General features: G+C 46.2%; 20 protein-coding genes and 1 riboswitch. Of the genes, 7 read left to right on the forward strand and 13 right to left on the reverse strand.

The features are described 5' to 3' along the window. Positions 1 to 94: 94 nt before the first annotated feature. A complete protein-coding gene (locus ACRN9H_RS05115) occupies positions 95 to 469 on the reverse strand; it encodes a YacL family protein (protein ID WP_432312726.1) in 375 nt (124 codons plus the stop codon). 197 nt (positions 470 to 666) lie between these two features. On the opposite strand from ACRN9H_RS05115, the gene ACRN9H_RS05120 reads away from it, so the two are divergent. Next, positions 667 to 1,632, forward strand: a complete 966-nt coding sequence (locus tag ACRN9H_RS05120; RefSeq protein ID WP_432312728.1) for a zinc transporter ZntB — start codon at positions 667 to 669, stop codon at positions 1,630 to 1,632. Positions 1,633 to 1,695: 63 nt separating this feature from the next. Here ACRN9H_RS05120 and ACRN9H_RS05125 read toward each other — a convergent pair whose 3' ends face one another. From ACRN9H_RS05125 to ACRN9H_RS05135, 3 genes are all read right to left on the reverse strand, one after another. Continuing rightward, the gene (locus tag ACRN9H_RS05125; RefSeq protein ID WP_432312730.1) at positions 1,696 to 2,817 is read right to left on the reverse strand and encodes a succinylglutamate desuccinylase/aspartoacylase family protein; all 1,122 of its coding nucleotides are present in this window, start codon (positions 2,815 to 2,817) and stop codon (positions 1,696 to 1,698) included. 1 nt (position 2,818) lies between these two features. Continuing rightward, positions 2,819 to 4,174 carry a lysine-sensitive aspartokinase 3 gene (lysC, locus tag ACRN9H_RS05130; protein ID WP_263187602.1) on the reverse strand — a complete coding sequence of 452 codons (1,356 nt, stop codon included), beginning with the start codon at positions 4,172 to 4,174 and terminating at the stop codon, positions 2,819 to 2,821. 149 nt (positions 4,175 to 4,323) lie between these two features. Next, positions 4,324 to 4,498, reverse strand: a riboswitch (Lysine riboswitch). A gap of 104 nt (positions 4,499 to 4,602) precedes the next feature. After that, entirely contained in the window at positions 4,603 to 5,037 is a 435-nt protein-coding gene (locus ACRN9H_RS05135; RefSeq protein ID WP_432312731.1) for a DUF3293 domain-containing protein, read from the reverse strand. Between the two features lie 581 nt (positions 5,038 to 5,618). On the opposite strand from ACRN9H_RS05135, the gene arcA reads away from it, so the two are divergent. Beyond that, entirely contained in the window at positions 5,619 to 6,335 is a 717-nt protein-coding gene (gene arcA / locus ACRN9H_RS05140) for a two-component system response regulator ArcA (RefSeq protein ID WP_076497949.1), read from the forward strand. A 103-nt stretch (positions 6,336 to 6,438) separates the two neighbouring features. On the opposite strand, the gene ACRN9H_RS05145 is transcribed toward arcA, so the two are convergent. Then, positions 6,439 to 8,766 carry a DPP IV N-terminal domain-containing protein gene (locus ACRN9H_RS05145; protein WP_432312733.1) on the reverse strand — a complete coding sequence of 776 codons (2,328 nt, stop codon included), beginning with the start codon at positions 8,764 to 8,766 and terminating at the stop codon, positions 6,439 to 6,441. A 182-nt stretch (positions 8,767 to 8,948) separates the two neighbouring features. Between ACRN9H_RS05145 and ACRN9H_RS05150 the strand changes: the two genes are divergently transcribed. Continuing rightward, entirely contained in the window at positions 8,949 to 9,941 is a 993-nt protein-coding gene (locus ACRN9H_RS05150) for a class 1 fructose-bisphosphatase (protein ID WP_432312735.1), read from the forward strand. 165 nt (positions 9,942 to 10,106) lie between these two features. On the opposite strand, the gene ACRN9H_RS05155 is transcribed toward ACRN9H_RS05150, so the two are convergent. After that, positions 10,107 to 10,676 (reverse strand): DUF7010 family protein, encoded by a 570-nt coding sequence (locus tag ACRN9H_RS05155; protein ID WP_432312736.1) that lies wholly within the window; start codon positions 10,674 to 10,676, stop codon positions 10,107 to 10,109. Positions 10,677 to 11,038: 362 nt separating this feature from the next. Here ACRN9H_RS05155 and ACRN9H_RS05160 point away from each other — a divergent pair, with 362 nt between their 5' ends. Beyond that, entirely contained in the window at positions 11,039 to 11,545 is a 507-nt protein-coding gene (locus tag ACRN9H_RS05160) for a TIGR00645 family protein (protein WP_432312738.1), read from the forward strand. A 309-nt stretch (positions 11,546 to 11,854) separates the two neighbouring features. Next, positions 11,855 to 12,349 (forward strand): TIGR00645 family protein, encoded by a 495-nt coding sequence (locus tag ACRN9H_RS05165; RefSeq protein WP_432312740.1) that lies wholly within the window; start codon positions 11,855 to 11,857, stop codon positions 12,347 to 12,349. A gap of 87 nt (positions 12,350 to 12,436) precedes the next feature. On the opposite strand, the gene ACRN9H_RS05170 is transcribed toward ACRN9H_RS05165, so the two are convergent. From ACRN9H_RS05170 to ACRN9H_RS05200, 7 genes are all read right to left on the reverse strand, one after another. After that, the gene (locus tag ACRN9H_RS05170) at positions 12,437 to 13,681 is read right to left on the reverse strand and encodes a dicarboxylate/amino acid:cation symporter (protein ID WP_432312742.1); all 1,245 of its coding nucleotides are present in this window, start codon (positions 13,679 to 13,681) and stop codon (positions 12,437 to 12,439) included. Positions 13,682 to 14,082: 401 nt separating this feature from the next. Further along, the gene (locus ACRN9H_RS05175) at positions 14,083 to 14,955 is read right to left on the reverse strand and encodes a DUF7281 domain-containing protein (RefSeq protein ID WP_432312743.1); all 873 of its coding nucleotides are present in this window, start codon (positions 14,953 to 14,955) and stop codon (positions 14,083 to 14,085) included. Further along, positions 14,943 to 16,163: a phosphoenolpyruvate carboxylase gene (locus ACRN9H_RS05180; protein ID WP_220733356.1), complete on the reverse strand. Its 1,221-nt coding sequence runs from the start codon at positions 16,161 to 16,163 to the stop codon at positions 14,943 to 14,945. The genes ACRN9H_RS05175 and ACRN9H_RS05180 overlap by 13 nt, the downstream gene beginning before the upstream one ends. A 48-nt stretch (positions 16,164 to 16,211) precedes the next feature. After that, complete coding sequence (locus ACRN9H_RS05185; RefSeq protein ID WP_432312745.1) at positions 16,212 to 16,865, reverse strand: hypothetical protein; 654 nt, start codon at positions 16,863 to 16,865, stop codon at positions 16,212 to 16,214. After that, entirely contained in the window at positions 16,865 to 20,539 is a 3,675-nt protein-coding gene (locus tag ACRN9H_RS05190) for an ATP-binding protein (protein WP_432312746.1), read from the reverse strand. The genes ACRN9H_RS05185 and ACRN9H_RS05190 overlap by 1 nt, the downstream gene beginning before the upstream one ends. A 291-nt stretch (positions 20,540 to 20,830) precedes the next feature. Beyond that, positions 20,831 to 21,451, reverse strand: coding sequence for a response regulator transcription factor (locus ACRN9H_RS05195; protein ID WP_432312748.1), 621 nt, complete (start codon positions 21,449 to 21,451; stop codon positions 20,831 to 20,833). Beyond that, positions 21,451 to 23,508, reverse strand: coding sequence for a sensor histidine kinase (locus ACRN9H_RS05200; protein WP_432312750.1), 2,058 nt, complete (start codon positions 23,506 to 23,508; stop codon positions 21,451 to 21,453). The genes ACRN9H_RS05195 and ACRN9H_RS05200 overlap by 1 nt, the downstream gene beginning before the upstream one ends. Before the next feature lie 374 nt (positions 23,509 to 23,882). Here ACRN9H_RS05200 and dsrO point away from each other — a divergent pair, with 374 nt between their 5' ends. Both dsrO and nrfD read left to right on the forward strand, forming a co-directional pair. Continuing rightward, on the forward strand, positions 23,883 to 24,683 hold the full coding sequence (dsrO, locus tag ACRN9H_RS05205; RefSeq protein WP_432312751.1) for a sulfate reduction electron transfer complex DsrMKJOP subunit DsrO: 801 nt from the start codon (positions 23,883 to 23,885) through the stop codon (positions 24,681 to 24,683). Continuing rightward, positions 24,673 to 25,755 carry an NrfD/PsrC family molybdoenzyme membrane anchor subunit gene (gene nrfD, locus ACRN9H_RS05210; protein ID WP_432312752.1) on the forward strand — a complete coding sequence of 361 codons (1,083 nt, stop codon included), beginning with the start codon at positions 24,673 to 24,675 and terminating at the stop codon, positions 25,753 to 25,755. Before dsrO ends, nrfD begins: the two co-directional genes overlap by 11 nt. The last annotated feature ends 36 nt before the right edge of the window (positions 25,756 to 25,791 follow it).

Genomic DNA, 25,791 nt, shown 5'->3' on the forward strand with positions numbered 1-25,791 from the left:
TTCACTTGCGATAACACGTAAAATAAAGGCAATCAGGTGATTGCCTTTATTTTTTATTTTTAGAGCAGACTCAATATAGCGCTTCAATAAATAATTACAGGCCTTTCTCAACAAACTGTCGCCAGCTCAACAACGCTTGCTCAAAATCCTCCAGCCCGCAATAGGCTTCAGACTCGGCATCATAAAGCGACATAGCCTCTTCTAACTCATATTCTTGCTCAAACCCTAAGGTATTAGCAAAAACTCGCGCCTGTTCACGCTCTAACTCTAAGGTAAAATCATTACCAACCAGACGCCATGAGCCCAGTTTATCGTTTTGAATTTCCTTAATCACATCCAATACTTGCTGAATTTTGGCTAAATCAGGCCCTAACTCTTCCGTAAACCATTGTCCAAGCACTTCATGATCCATGCTGAAACTGGCTAAAAAAGTGCCCGTTAAACTATTACGCCGAAATTCGAATTCCATTTGATGGTCTCTCTATGTTAAGCCTACTCAGGCTAATTTTAACCTATCCACAGCTAAGTTGCTTAGCTTCAGTCTGCATATCAGATTTATGTGTGTTGATATTGACCTCTTACCGCTGCACATAAGTACTGACTTCATTTTCGTCGTAAAATCAGTTAGCTTGTTTGCATGATTTTGAAAGTTAAATGGAATGCGATATGCACGATGGATTTATCTACAGTTTAGTGCTTAGCGGTGCCCAAGCGGGTACGACCTTAAGCCTAGAACAAATTGAGGAATGGGATCCAAAGGATGGCTTACTCTGGTTGCATCTTCGCTATCGCAATAAAAAAGCGCGCCATTGGATACTCAATAGCGGCCTGCCAAAGGTCGAGAGTGATGCTCTACTGGCGCAAGATACTCGCCCCCGCGCTGTCATTGCTGACGAGGGGATATTACTGGCATTACGGGGAATTAACCTCAACCCCAATTCAGCTCCCGAAGACATGATAGCTGTGCGTATCTTCGCCGATAAGCAGCGGATTATTTCGACCTGCGATCGCGAGTTGCAATCAGTTAAAGATGTGGCGGAATTAATCATTGAAGGCTCTGGCCCGACAACGACAGGCGATTTTATCGTTGCAGTGTGTGAGCGGCTCACCAATCGAAAAGTCGAATTTATCGATAAACTCGAAGAGCAACTGTCTGATTTAGAAGAGTTGGTTGTCTCGGGTAATGTAAAGGATTTGCGTACCGACATCGCCGAGTTACGTCGTCAAACCGTGGCTATTCGCCGCTATTTAGCCCCGCAGCGAGAAGCTTTCTCAAAAATGATTGCAGAACAATTTAGTCTATTTACTGACACTGAAAGACTCAAACTCAGGGAGATAAACGATAAGCTTATCCGCACGATAGAAGATCTCGATGCCCTGCGCGATAGGGCCAATGTGACTCAAGAAGAATTACTCAGCCAACAATCAGAGCAACTTAATAAACGCTTATATTTCTTATCGTTAGTATCGGCAATCTTCTTGCCGTTGGGCTTTTTAACGGGTTTACTCGGGGTCAATATTGGTGGCATACCGGGCGCGGACAATACCTGGGCCTTTACTACCTTCTGCGGCATATTAATCTCACTCGTTGCGCTGCAAATGGCGCTGTTTTATCGATTTAAATGGTTATAGCCCCCCCAATAACAACAACGCCAATCGATTAAGATTGGCGTTGTTTATTACCGATATTAGGCATTATGTTGCGGGTAACTCGAACACTTGAGTCATGACTTTGTAAAGCTCAGTCCCTTGATGCACGGATGCCGAAGCAAAGTGTAAAATAGGCACGCAATCTTGCGGCAAACTCAAACTTTTAAGTTCATCCACCGTGCCGTATAAATCCATTCGCAATATATTCACTAATGGTTGTCCCGCCGCCAATGGCTCACCCACAGGTGCGAGGTACTCCACTAACCCAGCACTTGGCGCGTGATACTTTTTATAATCTTTAAGATAACAACCAAAACGCGGCATTTTGACGGGGGCTACGGTTTGCGCAATCACGCCTCGATGGCTCAAATACGCCAAAATACCTTGGGCATCCAGTCGTGCATCCTCAAGACACACTCGCTCTTGGCTCGCCAATTCTAAGGTTAATGCCGACACTGCAACGGCTAAATCCCGCCCCTGCGACCTAGCAACATCACTCAATTGCCACCAAGGACAAAATGCCGCTTCATCCATAGCACCGCCAAAACTATTGGGGATTACCAACGTGTAAGGAATCGATAAAAACTGGGCAGCGGCTAAGTCATATTCAGGACAATACAAATGTTTACAAGACTTAGGGCCTGTGTGTAAATCGAGTACGATATCGGCGCCGTGGGCCATAATTTGCAGGTTGACTGCAAGCCGATGGCCGGTGGTAATGCCCCATTCATAATGCAATTTTTGCTGGCAGGCTTCAATTAACGTACTGCGATAGGCTTGAATCAGCTCGCTGTCACTCAACTTGGCATGTTCGCGATACCAAGTAGGCAAATCAATAGCGTGATTCAAATACTCACGATTCCAGTTTGCTCCCGTAATAGGGTCAAAACGGCCAAGGGTAAACTCGCCACTTTTTTGATTAATCCCCAGTGGATTAGCCAGTGGTACGAGTGTAATTTCGCCGCGAATATCACAATGTTCAAGCTGTTTCATCAGCTGATAAATCACCGCATTACCTTGCACCTCAGCACCGTGCACATTGGCCTGAATATACACTTTTGGGCCGGTTGCCTTATCGGCGCTCGGCTTAAAATGGTAAATAGGGATAGTGAGCGCCTGCCCTGCGGCAAACTCCCCTATTTGCAGAGACGATGTTGTCGGCAACATATTAAACGCCTTCGAACAGATTTTGGTGCAACGATTTAACCACTTGCGCCGCTTCCGCTTCTGCGACTAACACACACAGATTATGTGGGCTGGCGCCTTGGCAAATCATTCTTACATTGTGAGGTTCTAACACTTCAAATACGCGTCGACAAATGCCCGGCGTCGTCGCAATACGGTTACCAATAATCGCCACTAAAGCCAAGCCATCTTCAACACGTACACGACAATGTTGTGATAATTCTTGCAGCAGTGATTCACTCAATAGCCCTTGACCGCTTGAATCTGAGCCAGTTTTATCCAGCGTCAATGACACGTTCACTTCTGAGGTGGTAATTAAATCGACACTGATTTTATGTCGCGCTAATGTCGCAAAGGTTTCAGCCAAAAAGCCCTGAGCATGCAGCATTTGTAAGCTATGAAGATTCAACAGAGTTTGATCGCGGCGCAATGCCACAGCCCGGAAAATGGGCGCATCTTCTACTTGATGACGTATCCAAGTCCCGCCCTTTTCAGGCTCTTTACTTGAGCCCACAAACACTTGAATTTGCTGACGCACGGCAGGAAGAATCGTCGCAGGGTGCAATACTTTGGCGCCAAAGGTGGCCATTTCGGCGGCTTCGTTGAAGCTTATTTCGGCAATCGGAAATGCATTGGGTGCAAGGCGAGGATCGGTGGTATAAATCCCCGCAACATCGGTCCAAATCTCAACAGCTGATGCACGCAGAGCTTCAGCCAATAATGCGGCAGAGTAATCACTACCGCCACGGCCTAATGTCGTCGTCTGGCCAGCATCATCTGCACCGATAAAACCTTGAGTCACAATTACTTGCTCAGCCAATAATGGCTGTAAATGATCCCGTGACAGGGTCGCTATATGCTCAATTTGCGGTTCAGCACGGCCAAAATGGCTGTCAGTACGCAACACTTGGCGTACATCAAATGCACTCGAGTTAACACCTTTCTCACGGATCACTGCAGCAAAGAGTAGCGAAGAACATTGCTCACCAAGGGACAACAGTTCATCTACCGTGGCTTTGCTGCGTTGTGTCGCGAGGACTTCGCTTAATACCGCCATGCGGCTTAGCAATTTATCTAATGTGGCAGCCACATCGTTAGGACGGCCGAGCTTATCTAAAATAGCGTATTGGATTTGGGCAATTTGTTTTAATCGCTGTAAACGGCCATCGTCATTAATCGATTCTTGGGTCAATTCGACTAATAAATTAGTGACACCGCTTGAAGCACTGACCACGACCAAACGACAATTAGGATTGGCTAACACTATGTCAGCACAACGATTCATAGCACCATAATCGGCGACGGAAGTGCCACCAAATTTTGCGACAACGAGGGACATTAGCGCACCTCCGCGAAACACGTAGGGCGAGAAATAACAGCAGATTGAATAAGATATTGATTAACTAACATGATTACACTCCGAACTGACTTCGTTCGAAGAGCCTGGTGCTCAATGATAACGCACCCCAATTGAGGGAAACAGCAATCGTCACCAGAAGCTCTCCACCAATTACAGGTGACAATCGTCAGGATTCAGCCCGAGCGACCGACATAAACATGCAACAACCATATCTACGCCTCGGCGTTAATCTCCCTCATCGATCATCACTAGAGTTTGTGCTCCTCTGACCGACTACCTAGTTAACGCTCCTCTTCTGTTCCTTTCCAAGGAAAGGGACGAAAAAAGTAGCAATAAACCCCTAATGAAGTCAATGCTAATTTCATAACAAATGAAAAATCACATAAAATCGTTTAAAAATAGCAGGTTTAATTACTCATATCGGGTAGTTCAGACACTAACCTGACCCGATCGCTAAATTTACCCAAACACACTTCATCATGCCCGTTTAAAAGACAAGGCACTAAGCTCACATCGCCTTGCTCAACAATATAAATCGCGTATTGATTAAATTTTTTACCCAATTGCAGTGCCATGGTTCTATCAATAAACACCGCCCAGCTTTTCTCCATATGAGATAAATCCGGCGCAGCACCCACTAAAGCACGATAAGGGCTGCCGAGTAATTCAATTTCACGCAGTAATTGACGATCGAGTAAACGATTTTGACTGGGGCTAAGGAGCGTAGCTGTGGGATTATGAGCGGTAATTATAGCAAAAGAAAAATTACTGGATAATGATTGAGTTAGCAAAAATAACGGTGATTGGTAACATTGCCATAAATCTTGAGTCGTGTAGTCCATTGGTTGTCTAATCGAAAATTTAACCCAAATTAGTGTAGCAGACAGAATATAAAACCTAAAGAGGTGTGAGCGAGCTCACAGGAACATAAGTCGCATTAGTTAAACTAATCAATAGCTAAAGTAAATATCATGCTAGAATTCATTACACGTCTAAAATTTGTTAACATTTCATTTGTTAACAAATGACTAAAACGAGTACAATGCACGTACTGATAAGTTGAAGTAGATAACGTAAGGTGCTTAGCTTTTATACAGTTTGTTACATATATCGCTTCAGATAATACAAACTGGTCGAGCATCTGTCTAAATATGTTCTACATTTAATTTATCATTTAAACATTTAAAAAAACAATAGTTAAGGAACTTATTCTAACTATTGCTTATCGAAGTTGGTACTGATTACGTTTTCTCGTATTACACTTAATACGTGCTTTAATCTGCATCCTAACGTGTCGTCGTAACGATTTCCTTTAGAACACTAAAATAGTTCAAGGAAGTATCAATGCTTTTATGAATATAAGAGCCCGAAGTAAGTTGCTCTTATTGGTTAGTATAAACTTGTTATAATTTAGGTAAATAATATGCAAAATCCGCACATTCTGATCGTTGAAGACGAAGCCGTTACCCGTAACACGCTGAGAAGTATTTTCGAGGCAGAAGGGTATGTGGTAACAGAGGCCAATGATGGCGCAGAAATGCATAAGGCTATGCAAGAGAACAAAATTAACTTAGTTGTTATGGACATTAACTTACCAGGTAAAAATGGCCTATTGTTAGCGCGTGAACTACGCGAAATCAACAACATAGGTTTAATTTTCCTGACAGGTCGTGATAACGAAGTCGACAAAATCCTTGGACTTGAAATTGGCGCGGACGATTATATTACCAAGCCGTTCAATCCACGTGAATTGACGATTCGTGCTCGTAACCTTCTGACTCGCGTCAACAGCGCTGGCGCCGAAGTAGAAGAAAAGAGCTCAGTAGAATACTATCGCTTCAATGATTGGAGCCTAGAGATCAACAGCCGTTCGTTAGTGAGCCCACAGGGTGAATCTTACAAACTGCCACGTAGCGAATTCCGCGCTATGCTGCACTTTGTTGAGAACCCAGGCAAAATTCTAACTCGTGCCGATCTACTGATGAAAATGACTGGCCGTGAGCTTAAGCCACACGACCGTACCGTTGACGTGACGATTCGTCGTATCCGTAAGCATTTTGAAAGCTTGCCAGATACGCCAGAAATCATCGCGACTATTCACGGTGAAGGCTATCGTTTCTGCGGTAACTTAGAAGCCTAATCGGCCTCGAAGCGACAAGAAACAACCGTCGATTCGATAAGAATTGACTCATAAAAAAACCAGATCCTAGGATCTGGTTTTTTTATAGCTGCTTTTATACCTACTATTTTGTGTTTTTCAGCTGCCTATCGAGAAAATCGGCCAGTGAACGATATAAATGATTACGCACTTTCTCGCCGCGCATCGAATGTTTAGATCCCGGATAATCGATCATCTGGAATAACTTTCCTTCATCCTGTAGCGCTTTATAAACTCGAGTGCTGTTTTCAAACAAGACGTTATCATCGGCCATGCCGTGATACATCAACAGACCTGCTTGATAGTTTTTCACGTAGGGGAACACGCTACTGGCTTCATATCCCTTTTCATTACTATCGGGATGAGCTAAATAACGCTCAGTATAATGGGTGTCATACAAGCGCCAGTCGGTTACAGGCGCGCCCGAAATCGCGGCTTTAAAGTAATCCGGCGCTTTAAATAGACTCATCAAGGCCATATAACCGCCGTAGCTGTGGCCGTAAATCGCCACATTGTCGGCATCGACAAAAGCTAGGCTACGTAAATAGTCCACCCCTACTTTTTGATCGTTCACTTCGGCTTCGCCTAAATGACGGTAGATCACTTGCTCGAACTGAGTGCCTCTGTGAGCGCTGCCACGGTTATCTAATTGAAATACCACATAACCTTGCTGCACTAAGTATTGCGTAAAGTAGTCTTGCTCGCTCCAACTGTTAGTGACTAATTGTGCGTGTGGCCCACCGTAAACTCTTACAACAACGGGATATTTCTTGTTTGCATCGAAGGGAACAGGTTTGAATAAACGGGTTTGCAACACTTGGCCATCTTCGGCTTTTAGTTCACCAAATTCAGGGATTTGCCACAGCCCTGCATAGTCATACAAAGGGTGGCCTTGCTTAACGGCATTTTGCTCAACCCATGCCAGTTGTTGCCCCTTGCCACCGTGTAAGCTAATTTGCGGAGGTTGGGATAAGCTATTGAAATAATCGAGGTAGACGCTTTGATTATCGGCAAAAACCGGATCATGCATCCCCGCTTGTATGCTGACGCGCTCAACTTTTCCGCCCGCTAAAGGCACGCGATAAAGTTGTTTCTCGATTGGCGTATCTTTGCGGCCAGTGAAATATACCCAACCTGCGGTTTCATCTATGTATTCGAGCTCATCAACTGCCCACTCGCCTTTAGTCAATTGCGTTTTGAGCTGACCTTTTAAATCAAACAAATACAAATGATTAAAGCCGTCACGTTCCGACGCCCAAATAAAGGCTGTTTGTTGCTTTAAAAAGTGCAGATCATTATTGAGATTAACCCAAGCGTCACTGCGCTCTTTGACTAAGGTTTTCGGCTTAGTCAAAGCATCTAAAGCCACTAATTGTAAATCTAATTTATGTTGGTCGCGGCTCTGCCACTGAAACGATAAATGTTTGCTATCGGGCAGCCAATTAACGCGCGGCAGATAAATGTCTTTTCTGTTATCTTCGCTATTCTCTTCGCGCAGGGTCACCCAATTAATGGCTTTATCCTTTAACGTGACCACAGCTAAGGTAATCTCGACGTTGGCTTTACCAGCATAGGGATAACGCTGCTCGGTGAGCTTAATGCCGTCGGCATAAATTTCGTTACGCGTCACTTGCTCAACGCCGGACTCATCGATACGGGTGAAGGCCATGGCCGATTCATCGGGCGCCCACCAATAACCCGTCATGCGATCCATTTCTTCTTGAGCAACAAACTCAGCCATCGCATTTTTAATCGCCCCGCCGCCATCAGTCGTTAGCGCTTGCAGCTTTTTACTTGCCAGATCTAACACATACAGATTTTGATCGCGCACAAAAGAAACAAAGTTGCCCTTAGGTGACAGCCGTGCGTCAGTAGCAAAACCTTCACCAATCGGTAATTGAGTCACGCTGCCGTCAACGAGGGAAAAGTAATACAGATTGCCAGAAGCGGGAATTAATAATGCTTTACTATCATCGGCCCAAAAGTACTCCATAATGCCTTCGCCATAAATGCGTTGGCGCTCGCGGCGCGCTTTTTCTTCATTGGATAATTCATTGATAGCAAGTTTATCGGCACTTAATAGCAAACTCGACTCACCGGTTTTGACCTCCATTTGCCATAAGTCGTAAAAGTTTTGGTTATCTTTACGACCAGCAAGATAGGTGACGCGCTGACCGTCGGGTGACAATTTTAAGCCCCGAGGGCTACTGCCCGCTAATGCAGGCGATGCATTCATGCGCTCAATCGTCAGTGGTTGTTTACCGCCTTCTATAGCAAAAGCGGGCGTCAGAGTTGAAATCAAAGTGGTTGAAGCGATTGCAGTTGAAACCATAGCGACCTGAGTAGTTATTCGTAGAGGAGCGCTTAACTTAAACGCTTGCTTGAGGGACCAAGTTAATCCATTTTTAGTCATTATTATTCCTTGGATACATAATCGCCTAACAAGGTAGCGATTAAAAACAAGCCGACATTGTGCCAGAGGCCACCTCAAAATAGAAATAGCATATAACAGCACTGAAATTGTTGACTAACTGGGTTATCATTCGCGGCAAATAACGAAATTGACCTCATTGTTGAACCTCTAAAGGACATAACATGCAGACTCTGACCCAGCACCTGACCTCACAGGCAGTGAACGACTCCCTCTCTCAGTTAATTTTAACCTTAGCCGACACCTCAAAAGCCATTAGCCACGCCGTTCGTCACGGTGCGCTTGCGGGCGTTTTAGGTGCGACTGAGCAAGAAAACGTCCAAGGTGAAACCCAGAAAAAACTGGATATCATCACTAACGACATGCTCAAAGATGCCTTAAAAGCTGACGGTACAGTACGTGGTTTAGCGTCGGAAGAAGAAGATCATGTGGTTGAAGTTAGTAAAAGTGGCAAATATTTAGTGTGTTTCGATCCGCTAGATGGTTCATCTAACATAGATATCAACTCGTTAGTCGGCACTATATTCTCTGTCCTGCCCGCCCCTGCTGGCGAGCTAACTGAAACCAGTTTTTTACAATCTGGCCGTGCGCAATTAGCCGCAGGTTATGTACTTTATGGCCCATCGACCATGTTGGCATTAACGACAGGTCAGGGCGTGCAACTGTTTACATTGCACCCAGAAACCAATGAGTTTTTACTGACTGACGCCGCAATGAGCATTAGCCCAGACACCGCCGAATTTGCCATTAACATGTCGAACCAACGTTTTTGGGAAGCGCCAATGCAAACCTATATTGCCGATTTACTGCTCGGTAAAATTGGCCCGCGCGAAAAGTCATTCAACATGCGCTGGATTGCCGCCATGGTCGGCGATGTGCACCGCGTACTATCTCGCGGTGGTATTTTCACCTACCCCACCGACAATAAAGACTCTAAAAAACCGTACAAACTGCGCTTGATGTACGAAGCCAACCCAATGGCCTTGTTAGTCGAACAAGCCGGCGGTAAGGCTTCTACCGGTTATGAAACCATTTTGGATATTCAACCAACACAAATTCACCAACGTGTAGCCGTTATCCTAGGCAGCAGCAACGAAGTCGACGCTTGCCTGAGCTACCACGGTATTGATTACAGCGAAGAGCCAAACATAGAGTAAGTAGAATCGCTTAGCTTCTGATTTTTATGATAAAAGCCACTTATCACAGTGGCTTTTTTATTGTCGCAGAATGCGACATTTTGATTTTTGATGCGGCATAACCGACGGAGAAATTGCGGCCTTAGGGCCGTATAATTCACGTACACGTCAGTGAAAACTAACCCACTAACTCGCAACACAAAGATTTTGCTGAATCTTCCAACGACGTTCCATCACTGGGATAGAGAACCCATAACAACACACCACAATCAAAGGCTGGATTTGAAAGCTCAATTCAGGCCAGAGCATGAAGGCAGTAACACAGGCCAAAGTGCGCACTATAGCATGGACTATGGCCACCTTTTGCGCCGCTATCACGCCATAAACCAACCACATTAATCCGGTCTGCACCGCAAGGGCGAAAGGCAAAGCCAGATAATTTTCCATAAAGAATGGGATAGTGATGGCAAAGGTTAAAAAACTCATGCCAACACTGGCCAAAAACACGTTATCAAACCAATTACGCTCATTTTTTTTCTTGAACGACATGTTCTCACCAGTTAAACGGGAAATCCCCATCGCCAAATAAACGATTGAACCCGTTCCGATAAATACCGCCATCACCAACTGCGAAGAAGGTAAAACAAAGCTTAATGCAAACAGCAAGATCCACACTATCATGCCGGATAAGGGCATAGCCAAAGCACGTTGTTGACGGTATTCGATTAACTGTTGATCCAATGATGTGTGTTGCATGATTAAGCCTCCTTGATTAGATAACTTAAGTATCCATCACGGCAGTGTGAGTTGTCAGCAATAGAGGATGAAAAATGTCACCTCTTTCAGCAAATTTATAGATAATCCTTATTAAATTTCGGCTCACACGGTTGAAAAAATCCGCAGTAAAACATATGTGGTACTTACTAGGAGTTGTACTATTTTGGCGAAAAATATCTCATTAATAGATATTAAGAATCATTGTAAAAATTAAGGTTAAACACTGGTTCAAGCATCAGCCTAGCGCTCACACTAGCACCATTAAACCTATTAATATCAATACCTTTAATAATTTAAATAGATTAACTTATGCTATGCGTTATAGGAGGGTTAAACGTTATATGGAAAAGTTTTTTGAAAAATTGATGTACGAGTCGCGCTGGATCATGGCGCCTATTTATCTGGGATTAAGCCTAATGTTATTCGTATTAGGTGTGAAGTTTTTTCAGGAAATCTGGCATATTCTGCCCATCATTTTTGACATGCATGAAGTGGACTTAGTGCTCATCACACTGTCGCTAATTGATATCACTTTGGTGGGCGGGCTTATCGTGATGGTGATGTTTTCAGGCTATGAGAACTTTGTTTCGCAGCTGGATGTCGATGAAGATAGCGAAAAGCTGAGCTGGCTTGGCAAGCTAGATGCTGACTCCCTCAAAAATAAGGTCGCCGCTTCTATTGTGGCCATTTCATCCATTCATTTGCTTAAGGTGTTCATGAATGCTGAAAATATCTCTAACGACAAGATTATGTGGTACTTGCTGATCCATATTACGTTTGTGCTATCAGCCTTTGCCATGGGATATCTGGACAAAATTACCCGTACCAGTAAACAGCTGACGTCATAGTCAAATAGCATGAATTAAGTCGTATTATTTCTGTGATAAAGTAAAAAGAATAAAAAGCCACTGCTGACAGTGGCTTTTTATATTTATCATCGACGACTTAGCGTCAGCATTGGCTTTAACTCACTCAAGCTAGTGCACTTTCTCGGTTTGAGCGGCTAAGGTAATACCACGGCGTAACGCTTAGTGTATCAATGAGTGCATACAACTTGTCACGGCCTAAATGCACAGTTAAAGTGCATTATGTTATTGTTTTGCAATAAGCGACTGAATTAATTTCTAGCGCATTTTATCTGAAGGGTTAAAATTTTTATGGAAAAACTGTTTGAACGATTGATGTATGCATCGCGCTGGATAATGGCGCCCATTTACTTAGGATTAAGCCTAGTACTAATGGGTTTAGGCATTAAATTTTTTCAAGAGATCTTTCATGTACTACCGATCATTTTTGAGATGCGCGAAGTCGATTTAGTGCTCGTTACGCTGTCATTGATTGATATCACGCTTGTCGGCGGTCTTATCGTGATGGTGATGTTTTCTGGCTACGAAAACTTTGTATCGCAGCTAGATGTTGATGAGGATAGCGAAAAGTTAAGCTGGCTGGGTAAGCTGGATTCAGGCTCGCTGAAAAACAAAGTAGCCGCCTCTATTGTGGCAATTTCGTCGATTCACTTGCTCAAAATATTTATGAATGTTGAGAACATTTCCAATGACAAGATTATGTGGTACCTGCTGATCCATATCACTTTTGTGTTATCGGCCTTTGCCATGGGGTATTTAGATAGAATCACCCGCGTTAGCAAGTAACAAGTTCGCAGCTTATCCATTGTAAAATCGTGAAAAAGAAAGCCACTGTAATCAGTGGCTTTTGCATTTATACAAGAGGGTTTAGCGTTAGCTCTTCGCTAATGCAACTTGATGCACTTTCTCAGTTTGATCCACTATGGTCAATACCGCAGCGTCCCCCACTACATTACAAGAGGTGAGCACCATGTCGATAATGCGATCTAAGGCCGCCACAATCGCAAACGCTTCTATCGGTAAACCTATTTGATGAATTAACACACCAAGCATTACCATGCCGCCACCGGGCACGCCGCCCGCTCCCACCGACAATAGGAAAATACTAAAGAGCAACGAAGGCAGTTGATCTGTGGTAATCGGCATATCAAAGGCGTTGGCGACAAAAAATATTGCGATCGTGATATAAATGGCCACACCGCCCATATTCATGGTCGCGCCAAGCGGCACACCAAAACCTGCGACTGCACGATTTACGCCTAATTTTTCGGTTAAAGTGCGCATAGTCACCGGAATCGTCGCGTTTGAGCTTGCGGTTGAGAGTGAAAAAAGCACCAGTTCTTGGGTTTTATCGCGAAAGTTTTTAGCAGAGATAGGGGTAAATATGCCCACTGCTATAGGGTAAACAACAAATATCCACAGTAGCAGCAGCGCGAGTATCAGCACCATATACTCAACCACGCTCACCAACATGCCCGCATCTAAGGTTGCGCCAAGCTTAAGCATCAGCGCAAAAACACCGTAAGGGGCGAGGCACATCACCACTGAAATCAGCTTCATCATAATTTTGTTAGCGGTCTGAAAGCCTTGTATCGTGCCAGCAACATGCTCACCGAGTGACTTAATCACGCCGCCAAGCATTAGCGCCATAAAAATCACTTGCAGCATATTGCCCGACATAAAGGCCGCCACAGGATTACGCGGGACGATATCAATCACCAGTGCCATTAAGTTTGGTAGCTCAGTTGCGGTAATCGCCACGCCATCCGTGCTGCCCATATCCACACCCTTTCCGGGCTCGAGTAATAACACCAGCAATAACGCAGTTGCGATGGCTACCACGGTATTAATGATATAAAAACCGAAGGTTTTACCGCCTAAACGGCCAAAGCTTTTGAGATCTTGTAGCTCGCACACGCCACAAACAATACTCACAAACACTAATGGCACCACCAGCATCATGATCATATTAACAAACATAGTGCCAACGCCGTCGGCAAGCTCGACCAAATTGTCCGAGAAGAAGCCGATATCGTTTAAAAAATACTGCACTATGGTGCCGAAAATAAGGCCCGCAAACAGACCAATAAAGATCCGCGTCGAAAGTGATTTCATCATGTTTGTGGTTTCCGCAAAGATGTTATTTCTGGTGAGTCATTGTCCATAATGAGCGCAATAGCCAATCCACTTTTGGCCTAGGCGGGGGATAGTGAAACATGCTGCAGGTTAATTCAATGAGTTTATTTCATTTTTTAATGTTTAATAAAACTGCAAATATCACGTTAATTACACATAACATTGATAATTAAAGCTAATTAAAACATCGAAATGATATGCCAATAGTTTGCACACTTATTTAAGATATTTTAAAAAACAAAATTACATCAAAAATATATCAAATTAAACATTTAAATAACCAAGTAGGGGTTGCCCTAAGATTTAATGACTGATTTATTGACTATAAAAGCATTAAACACTATTGAAGTGACGAAAAAGTAGAGAGATGAAATAAAGATGGGCTAAATATATGGCACTAACACTAGTTCAAGCTCGTGAGCCAGCAGGTGTTGCTGTTTGATGCTGAGCCGATGTTGACTGATCCAACAAGCGAATTTCTGCCAATTATGTAAATCAGCATGCTGTAAATACTTAGCCTGTTTAGCTTGCTTGTCGAAATCACTGCTCGAATTAATTTGTGCTATCGCCAATAACTGCGCTGGTGCGCTCAGCGCAAGTTGCGGCACAAGCCAATGAGTCACGCCCATTAAGAGATGGGCGATTTGCAGCCCTGCGGGATCTAAGTCGGTAAAAGCGATAATTGGCAATCTACCTGCCATAGCTTGTAAAAAGTGCCGCACACCAATCGGTGAATGATGACCGTTGCCACGGTAGATAACCATCACATCAGTTAAATCCTGTGGCAAACGCGCTTGATGGATAACATCAAACACATCCAAGTTTTCAACCACTAAGATGGCGCTGATATTATGTTCACGGCAGAGCGCCTGTGAAGCCTCCAATGGCACGCGCAGCGAGGATAAAGCGGATATTGCAACCGGTGGCGATTGAAAGCCCAGAAACTTGAGTAAAACATACTCGGCTTCGGGACGGATTTTAGCGAGCTTTTCATCGTGACTTTTGGCGGACATCGTCATGCGGTCAACATTGAAATCTAATTCCCGTAAATCAAGCCCCATTAGCGCTAAAACGCCTTGCCTTAACAGTTCAAAATCACGCGGTGCGAAGCACAAATGCTTTTCAGACTCATCTAACTCGCCCACTTCTAACTCGCGGTAAATCGCGCGCCAGTTAGCCGTAAGCTTAACCTTGGGAGCGCGCTTAATAAAAGCGCTCTCCAATAACTGCAACTGTTGCTGGCCTAGGCGAGCCATAATTCAACATCACGAATGATAAAGTTACCGCTATAAATCGGATGCGGTTCGCCTAATGGCTCAAGCTCAAAATAGGCTTTGTGCTCATCGGGTAAGCCTTCATAACCCCCAATCACTTGGTAAATCCAGCTTTCAGCATTCCAAGGCAGCGCTTTATCTGCCAAATATTCCAGCGCCGATTGGCGCAGGCCAGACTCAATCACATCGACAAAATACTCATCTACCGCTTGTTTGAGCGGATTATCTGGCACATCAAAATCTTCACTTTGAGTAAGTGACACGGGCGCATCGCGCTCACGCACCGCAGCAACCACAGGATGACGGCTAATGGCTTTAATGTGCGCCACTATACCCATTAGCTCTAGTTCTTGGCTGGCGTTGTGTACGTCTACCGCAGCTGGAGCGAGCAAAACTTCAGCGCGATTAAAAAGACTCGGAATCTCCTTGTGCGACACATGGTCCGCAGGACGATAATCAGGATGCAAATCGGTATAGAGTAACCAGCCTTTTAGCAAACGAGTGCGGCCACGAATTTGCCTGAAACGGCCTAAAAGCTCCAGTAATCGCCCCTGCACTACGCTGAGCTCTTGGGCGCAGTCGCTCATGGTTTCTTGCAAGGTGGTCACTATCAGCTTACGTAGCTCACGGATATCACCCGCGATTTCGCCCAGCTCACTAAACTGGAACATCTCTAAGCCATTCAGTAATTCAGACACTTGGCTTTGGGCGAGTTCGTTTTCACGGATTTTTGCGTTAATAGTGCCAACATAACCGAATTCGTTATTAATGCGGCCCCACAGTACCCGAATCGAATAACGCAGGCTGTCGGCAAAGCTATAAACATGCTCACTTAAATCAGATAAATAGGCCTCGGCGGCGCTGTAGTCTGAGCTGTGACGGGCTTCTTTGTAATGGTCGGCCAAGGTTTTAATGGTAGCTAAGGCCGAACCGACATTAGAGTCGATTTGGCGATTGCGCTCATCACTTAAGCCTTCTTCGAGCAAGGCGCGAACAGAACGCTTAAGCCGCAGCTCCTGATCTGGCTCTGGACGCCATAAAATCCCTGCCTGTTTAAGCTTTTCGACCACGCTTGGATCGTGCGCATCCTCGTTAAGAGAGCCCGCCAAATAGGTATCCATAATGATGTCAGCATGGCGACCTAACTGCTTAAGCAGTTTCACACCCGCCTGATGTAAGTTACTGCTCATCATGGCCTCCTTGGTCGCAGCTTTTACCTAGGTTTAACAGTGCCAGCATTATATTAGGTCCCGCTGGGTAGCCGTTTCTGCCTGTGCTTCTAGTCTTAAACCTTCGGTTTCATCGATAAACCGAATGACTTCATACAGATAATCCAGCTTGCCCGTGGCAATATAGATTTGCTTCTCCGCATTGGGGCGTACTAAATAGCCGAGTTCGACTAAGCGTTTGAAGACTAATTTGATTTGCGCATCGCTGTTAGTGCTGGTCGAGCCAAATAAACGATATTGGCTGAGTTTGGCTAACTGCTCACGAAACGCCGGCGTGTCTTCGATGCGGCTTTGCAGCTCAGTTAAACGCACGGGCGCGCCTTCGCTCAGCGGCGCATCTTGGCCACTGGCTTCTTGCACTAATACCAGCCATTCCACCAGCGGGATCAATGCCTGACAGATATCTTTAAACTGCGATGAAATCACTTTGCGTTCGCTATCGCCGAGCTGCAAATAACCACAGAAGAACACATCGCCTTCGGCGGCGGACGCCACGATACGGTTGATCTGGTTTAAATAGGCTTCGACCCGCTCGCGGGTGCTGCTATTTTTAAGGGCGCGCCAGCCTTCTTCATTGGTGGTGCGGCAAATAAACTCGCCCTTGAGTAACAGCTCAATCAAAGCGCCTGTGCCAACTAATACGGTTTGGGTTGCATCATTCATTAGATGGCCTCCTTCGACAAACGCTTATTCAACATGTCGGCTATTGGGTTCACTTTAGGCTTCACCACCTGCAACTTCTTGGTTTGTTTGTTGATAATGTAACGATTGGCGAACAAGTTCAGCACCTCAGACTCAGGATTCGGGAAGGCGCCCAGCACACAAATATTGTTGTTTTCGCAGGCGTCGAAAATCTTCTTCACGTTGGTATGATGTAAAGTGCCCAGCTCATCAATTGGCCAGTGAATGGTCACATCGGCGCGGCCACGCAGCAAACGCGTGAATGCCAGCAGGAACTTACACAAAATCAGATACGCCATACCGTGGCTTGAGGATTCGTTAAGCTGTCTGTCGGTGCGGATAATCAGATCGCTGTTACCTTCTTTAAGGCGCAGCTCGATTTCCAACAACTTAGAGATGCCCCCCGTTAACGCGGCGCGGCCGATAATGTCTAAGGCGCGGCGCATACTGTTGGTGTAATCCTCATCGGGCAAGCCATTAAAGCCATCGGCTTTCCAATGCTTAAAGGCTTTGACGAACTGCTCAAGCTCAGGCCAGAACTCTAACTCACTGATGCGCGAGCGAATACGTACCGCCGACTCAGACACGCCTTCGAGGAATAACTCTTCGCCCACTTCGCGGGTAATACGCGCACTTTGGGAGGCAATGCGACGGTCGATATCGGCTAATACATCATAGAAGGCAGTTAAGTCGACGCCGAAAATCCGTCCTTGTTCACGCAGCGCAGTAATCGATTGCGGCACTATCACGTTCAGCAATTGCTCAAGCTGTGGCACTAACTTGCGGTAATCCAGCAGGCGAATACCTTTATCGTTGATAAAGCTCGATTCTTCACGGGCACGCTCCCAGGTTTCAGCAAGGCCCGAACCTGACTTGCTGGCGATCACTGAGTCGAAATGCTCCACATATTGCTTCACTGATCCCATCAGGTAATCGCGTTTCAGCAGTAAATCTTCACCTTGGCGCAGGCGCTCGCCTAGGCTGCCTTGGGCTTCTTCGTTATTGGCAGGTAACTTAAGCTCGGCCAATTTGCGCATTACGGCGCGTAACTTCGTTAAGTTTTCAGAAGCTTCAACCTGCGCCGCATCGGACGCTTTACGCTCAGTTTCAAGTTGTTGACGGCGAGTCTTCACATCTAAGGTTTTCGCCTTAAGCTGTTGATCGATTTCCGAGACCGCGCGCTTCACATCGCTAAGCTGAGTTTGCAGTTTAGGTTTACGCATCAACCAAGTGTGTTGATACCAATCGTCAAAGCGCAGTACGTCACTACGACGCTGCTCAGCGCGGCTGATTTTGGTTTCTAATTCGCGGATCTGCTGCTTGAGTTTGAGGATATTATCCTCATCCACACCGCGGGATTTAAGCTCGTTTTTGTACCACGTCTCGCAGGCTTTCTGCTCAATTTTGGCGCTTTCGCGGCGGCCTTCAATGGTCGCTTTAATTTGGCCGAGTTGATTGTCGAGCGCGCCGATCACTTCCTGCCAATAGGCTTGTTTTTCCATGCGCGCTTCGAGCGCTTGCTCTTTTTGATCTTCGAGCCAGAGTTCGTGCTGATGTTTAAGCTGTTTCAGCTCGCCATCCAGCTGAGTCAGTCTTTGTCCTGCATGGGCTTTGCGCTCGCTCAATGCTTTGTTGATTTTATCTTGCTCACTGCGCTTTTCATCGAACAGACGACGCAGATCGTCACGGCTATTTTTATAGGCTGTGCGGGCAAACGTGAGTTCACGGCTGAGATTATCCAACTCGCCATTAATGGCCACCAGCTGAGATTCGGCCTCGGCCTGCATTTCTTGGGCACTAGTGTGGGCTTCTTCGGCTTTGCTTAACCGAATCCGCAGCTCTTGCTCGGAGGCGGCATATTCAGGCACATCGATCGCTTTAAGATCTAAATGTACGCCAAAGAAAGCTTCGCTCGACTCGCTAACTAAACTGGGATGTAAATCAGTGCGATGCAGTAGTTCAGGCGCGATCACTTTACCTAAACTTTGCTCCCAACCTTGGGCTTCCTTACGCAGAAACTCCAATAGGGTGTGGGATTGCGGGAACAGCATGTGGTGTAGTTCATCGAGCGCTGTTTGGCGCTCATTCACCCTTAAGGTGGCAATACGCAGGGCTTCGTTAGCTTGGTCGCGTTTAGCCCGCACTTTACGCTCGTCGCTGCTTAAGCGCTCGACCTTAGCATTACAGCTTTCTTGCTCTTCATCAGCGCGATGAATACGTTCGTCAAAAATCGCTAGACTTAACTTTTCTTCTTCGGTATAGGTCACGCCATCGACACGTAATTTAAGCTCGGCGGCAGTGAGTTTAAATTGGTATTCCTGCTCGCTAAAGCTGGCCTTGCCCACATCCATTTGGTTGCGCCATTGCAGCTCTAAGGCGTCGATATCGGTGCGCGCCACTTCGCGTTGCTTATCGCGGGCTTCGCGCTGCTTGTCTTGGTCGCTATGCAGCCCCTCTAACTCGCGGTTTAGCTGCTCGCCAATCTTACTGCGACGAGCATTGTACGCAGCCTCGATATCTTGGTGCTTCTCGGTTTGCAGCTTATGGCGTTCACTTAAGTTTTCAACATCGGTGCGCCAGTTTGGCAGCATCTCGAGATCGGCCTTAGCTTGCTCTATGTTGGCATCTAAAAAGGCGCTGTGCTGATCTTCAATGGCATCGAGTTCATACTCGCACTTTGCCACATCGCCCTTGGCGGCCGATAAATCGAGGTTGAGCTCATCGCGCTGCTCTTTCCATTCATCGTCGAGCAATCTGAGTTTTAAATTCAGCTCTTTAGATAAGGTTTGCTGAATATCTTGGCGATCGGCTTCTAAGGTTTCATCGTTACGATAACCACGGGACAAGCTTGATAAGCGCAGTTCGGCGCTGAGCAGTTGGTTAAATTCTTGCTCGAGTTTTTCAAACTCAGGGCGAATGACTTCAAACCCTTGGATAAGTTGGCTTTCACGGATCCACGCCTCAACGCGCTGCGGATTCAAACGTGAGCTGGGCGGATTAACCCCGTCTTCCTCTAAAATGGCGGCGATCATGGATTTGACCGTCTCCATTTTGCCTTCTTTGGAGTGCACCGCTTTGGCGAGTTTTTCGATGTGGCGCAGGGAATGCTCGCCCTCACACAGGGCAAATTGGCGTGCATAGCCGCGTAGTTCGCTTCGGTTGCTGCCCGTGCTTAATAGGGTGCGATCGTTTTGAATAATGGCGCGATATTCGCGGGTGTTGAGCAAGTTAGTGGTGGCGATACCAGCACGTTTTAAATCACGACCTAATTCCGCCATGGTGTGGCACAGAATAGTGTCGCCGTTTTGCGATTTAATATAATCACTTAGCTCAAAACCTTTGGCGATAAAGCGATAGTTAACGCCCTTCCCATCGCCTGCCGAGGCCAGCACGGCTTGGTACAGTAAGCCATCGGCCTTTTGATATTCGTAAATGATGTAGCTTGAATCGTGTGGTAAATACCAACGCTCGAAACTGTCGCGGGTCGAAGGCACCACGCGACTTGGGTATTCACCATAAAAAACAGGGACTAGACGTTGTAATGTCGTTTTACCCGAGGCGTTAGTACCACAAATGTTGGTATGACCATTGAGGGCGAGTTCCACCACGCCCGGAAGGTGCGTATCAATCAGCACAATACGAATCAAGCTTGCCATTTCATTCCTTATGCAAACGGGAGCGTCTTATCTATACAGTAAAAATAAGACTATCCAACAGGGCCACTATGCTTGGCCTTAAAAATCGTGCCCCTAAAATAAGGCAATCGCGGTGTATTGGCAATTCGGCGGCGCGCCACTAATGCCTTGGCTCACATATATACCCAAGCTATCTGAAGATATAAGTTTCAGCATATTCAGGTAGCTTGGGTATAACGGTGCCAATGATACGATAACTTAGCAAAAATACGCGGCTAACAAAGCGGCAACTAGCGCAGTAAAAGGTAAATTTTAGCGGTTATCTTCAAGGCGCAGGCGATCGGCGATCCGGCTATAGATCAGCATCATTTCCGCCAGCGATCCCACTTGCATACCTTTCATCAAATTGGCGCGGTGGATCTCGACCGTGCGCATGGCAATACAGAGGCTATCGGCAATCTCTTGGTTCTTCAGGCCTTGGGCAATCAGGTTGAGTATCTCCCGCTCCCTTGGCGTGAGCGCTTGATAAGTCTCAAGATACTGATTGTCTTGATAATGCGTTTTAGCATGTTTCAACGCTTTGACGACCGCTTCGGCTAACTTAGCGCCATCGGCGGGCTTTTGGAAAAAATCCACCGCACCGAGTTTGAGCGCTTCAACCGCCATAGGCACATCGCCATGACCGGTAAGATAAATAACCGCTAAGGGACTATTTGTAGCGATAAGTTCAGCGTGCAGCTGAGAACCACTCAAGCCCGGCATGCGCACATCGACTAACGCGCAGCCTGGCTGCGTTAAGTCTACTTCGGAAAAAAAAGCTTCCGCGCTATCAAAATCAATAATATTAAGGCCGTAACTTTCGAGCATAAAACGTAATGAACGGCGCACAGAATCATCGTCATCAATTAAATACACGGGCAATTCAAGGCTCATCACAACACTCCATCGGCTTTACGGGGTAAAGATACTTGTACTTGGCAACCGCCATTAACGGCGCTATCTAACTTAAAATGGCCACTATGGCTCTCAACAATATCGCGGCAAATGACGAGTCCTAAACCTAATCCCTCTAATTTAGTCGAGTAAAACGCTTGCATTAACTGACTGGCCTCTGAAGTTAGCCCGACGCCATTGTCAGTAATGGTCAGCACTATTTGGCTCTGTTGGTAATCAAGCTCAATATCGATTGTGGGTGTATAGCGCTGCTGGTGAGCAGCGTCTTGAGCTTCTCTTTGCATTAACTCCCGTTGTTGCACGCAGGCATCGGCAGCGTTTTTTAATAGATTAAGTAATAACTGCTGCATGCCAACTTCATCAAGGGGCTGTAAATAGGGCGTACCCGTGATATTGATGCCAATGTTGATCTGGTGTCGTTCAAACTCGTAAGCCAATAGTGGCGTCGTGTCTTGAATAAGTTCATGTAAAAAGCACAGCACTTTAGAGATAGGCCGCTTTTTCATTAAATTACGTAAGCGGCTAATAATACTGTCGGCCCGCGTGACTTCCTGCTGGATAAGCGTCAACACCGATTGCAGTTCCTCTGTTGTGCTACCCCGCTGTAACCGCACTTCGGCACCGTGACAATAATGGCCAATTGCCGCCAAAGGTTGATTGAGCTCATGGGAGAGGCTGGCACCTAGCTCGCCAACAATAGCAATTCGTTGGGCATGCTCCAATAACATGCGGTTTTCACTGAGTTGACGCTGGGTATTAAGTAGCTCTCGACCCCGACGACTAAAACGATATTCCAACCAAAAATGATACACATTGAGCAGCACTAAAATACCCAGTACAAACCAAGCCCATTGTTGATGAGACTTTACCCACAGCCATGCATTGTGCCACCAAGGTGTTTGCAAAGGGTGCATGTCGAGATCTTTAAGCAACTGATCAATCGCCAATTGGCTTACCGCCGTCGTCCAACCAGCTGAATCTGCGGCCTTAGCGGCTAAATGATCTTCAGGGAGTGCCAATAACGCCTGCGTGACACTTTTGGCTAAAGATTGCGAAGCACGATTGGTTTTCGCCATAGACCAGTTAGGATACAAACGGGTCGAGACTTGGCAATGAAACCCCGCGGGGGCCTGATTATCCAGCACCCGATAATCTGCTATGTCTATTAGGCCTTCGCGCTGCATTTGCTCAAGCTGACACACAGGCACCACGACGGCATCTAACGCAGAAGCTTGTGACACTTCATGATGAGTATTCAGATCAAGAGTCGAATCGGGATTAGCGCTAATACTGGGGCTAACATCAGGGCTGGTATCAGTAGTTGCTTGTTCAACATTGGGGTCAACAATAGCATCAACATTGGAGTTCATACTGGCAATATTAGGCGATGCATGGGCTGCAAAGCGGCGACCACCTAGCTGATAGAGTAAGTTATCTAACGGAAAGCCTAATGGCACGATATAGCCAACAAAACGAGGTAAATCAATACCTTTTAATTGAGCTTCATACACTAAGGTTAAGTAACCGCCAAAGGCACTGGTCGACACTATACCCAACCGGCGCCCCTTTAAGTCGCTTAAGGTGTGATAGGCAGAATCGGCCCGCACAACCAGTGCTGAGCCCACTTGCATCGCCGCGCCATGATTAACCGGACTGCGCAACGTTGCCAGCCAAGAAAGGGAATATTGCCGCGCCAGCAATACCGATTGTCCGGGATTGGTGATGACAAAATCCAGCTCTTGGGTTTCAACGCCCTTAGCCAATTCATCTAAGGATAACGGGTGTAACCTAAAGTAACTGTTAGGAATTTGTGTTTCAAGCCAACGCATTAAAGGCTGCCAACGCGTAATAGTCGCCTTATAGCCCCGTATCGCCAACACACCCACATCTACTACAGCATAAGGTTCATCATTAAACTGATAGTGAGAGTCATCATTAGGCTGATCGTTAGGCTCGGCTGCTAAGGGACTCTTTGCGACAAGTGGCGTTGGGGTGGCAGATACCGACGGTTCAGTGTGATCTAGTGGTTTAGCCATCGCATCGCCAGTAAATAAGACACTCAGCAAGACTAAAACCACTATCGAGCAACACGCATAAAACCCGTATTGAGCAAGTAGATCCCACCTTGGGAGACAATGCATTATATGGTTTTTTATGGCCGATAATGGGCGGCAATACAATCTGAAATACACTCCCTCACATCCTTTAAAATACAGTTTGAGTTCACACTTAATGGTCATTCTAACGGATTTTTATTGCGCTAGATCAAGTCCACAATTGATATGTGGAATACCACTATAGTTATAGTCCCTCCCCTTTAACAGAATGTTCTACATACCTCGCCATAAACCTATAAATCTGAGGTCTATGAGCCAGTTTTTAGCGATCTGCAAGAGTGAAGGAAATCGGTATGGACAAGAGTAAACGTCAGTTTCTCGGCAAAATGGCCAGTGTGAGCGTTGGCGCCGCATTGATCCCCGTAGTGCAAGTATATGCGCAAGATAATCCACAAAGCGGTAATGCTGGTAGCAGTAGTCAAACCTATAATGCGAGCGAAGGCCAAGTCGGCAAACGTTACGGCATGGTGATTGATTTACGTCGCTGCGTTGGCTGCCAAGCCTGTACGGTAGCTTGTACTATTGAAAACCAACCACCGCTAGGACAATTTCGCACCACAGTACAACAGTACGAAGTGTCACAGCAAGATGAGGCGTCCAGTCCAGCATTCTTAATGCTGCCAAGATTGTGTAACCACTGTGAAAATCCACCCTGTATTCCTGTATGTCCAACGGGCGCCACCTTCCAGCGTAAAGACGGTATCGTTGTCGTGAATAATGAATGGTGCGTGGGTTGTGGCTACTGTGTGCATGCCTGTCCCTACGATGCGCGCTTTATCAACCACGATACTAACACCGCCGACAAATGTACTTTCTGTGCCCATAGATTAGATGTGGGATTACTGCCCGCCTGTGTTGAAACCTGTGTTGGCGAAGCACGAGTGATTGGCGATCTTAACGATCCTAACAGCCAGATTAGCCAGTTACTCGCAGCCAATAGCCGCGACATTAAAGTGTTAAAACCTGATGCAAACACGGCACCTCGGGTCTTTTATATTGGAATGAGCAGTGCCTTTGAAGATCGCATTAGCGGCCAAGCCCCTGTTCGCACTTTACTCACTGACACTGGCGAGGAGATCCACCATGGTTATTAAAGAAATCTTTACCCCTGATATCGCCATTACTTGGCTCCCTTGGGCAGTGCAATACTTTTTTATGATGGGTTTAGCCTATGCCAGCGTATGGGTTGCCACCATCCATTTATTCACTAAAGGCAAACGTGATGACAGATTACTGAAACTCTGCGCCAGCTTAATGCTAACCGCGGGTATTGTGGCACCGATTGCGTTACTCGCTGACTTACATCAACCGCTGCGCGCGTGGCACTTTTATGCCCAAGTGCGTCCTGATTCTTGGATGTGGTTCGGCGCATTTTTACTGCCGGTATTTTCAGGCACCAGCGCCGTGTTTGCCTGGTTATTGCTGCGCCAATATCTCCCCAATCGTTCAAATCAGCCCAATCAAGACTGGGTACAACGTATTGCGAGCTTGCTCCGATTTGGTGACTGGGAAAGTGACAAACTGATTAAAATCATCGCCATATTAACCACCTTAAGTGCTTGTAGCATCGCGCTTTACACCGGCATGGAAACCATGGCCATCAAGGCTCGTCCATTGTGGCACACCTACTGGCTGCCACCGTTAATGGCCACCAGCGCCTTATTGGCAGCCTGCGGCACCTTAGCGGTATTAAATCGCCTATTGCACGGTTATCAGCAGGCGACTCAAGACAGTCTATTACTGTGGATCCGCGCAAGCTTCGGCCTATTTGCACTGTGCCTTATCGGTTGGGCTTTATTTGATAACGGCTCAGCGCCAGAAGCCGCGCTTTTACTAGAAACCAGCCCAAGCTGGCAACTAGCGGCGATTTGGGTACTGATTACACTGGCGCTACTCGCGTTGATGCTGGCACTACGCCATCTCCCTAATAGCGTGATGTTAATTGTGAGCTTAACCAGTATTCATCTAGCATGGGGCTTTCGCTGGATAGTGCTAATTCAAGCACAAACCGACCCTAAATACGGCGCAGGTACTTACCTTTACCAATTACCTTGGGGATCTGAAGGACTATTAGGCATAGCCGGAACCTTCGGCCTGTGGTTAGCATTAATCGCGCTCGTCTCTGAATTAATTCGCCACACACCCAACGCAACGCTTTCACGTTGAGCAGCCCATTGAACCTACAGAATTAACGTAGACAGA

Origin of the sequence: Shewanella sp. MF08487, from assembly GCF_050848685.1 — a bacterium.
In the GTDB taxonomy this organism is placed as follows: Bacteria; Pseudomonadota; Gammaproteobacteria; order Enterobacterales; family Shewanellaceae; genus Shewanella; species Shewanella glacialipiscicola.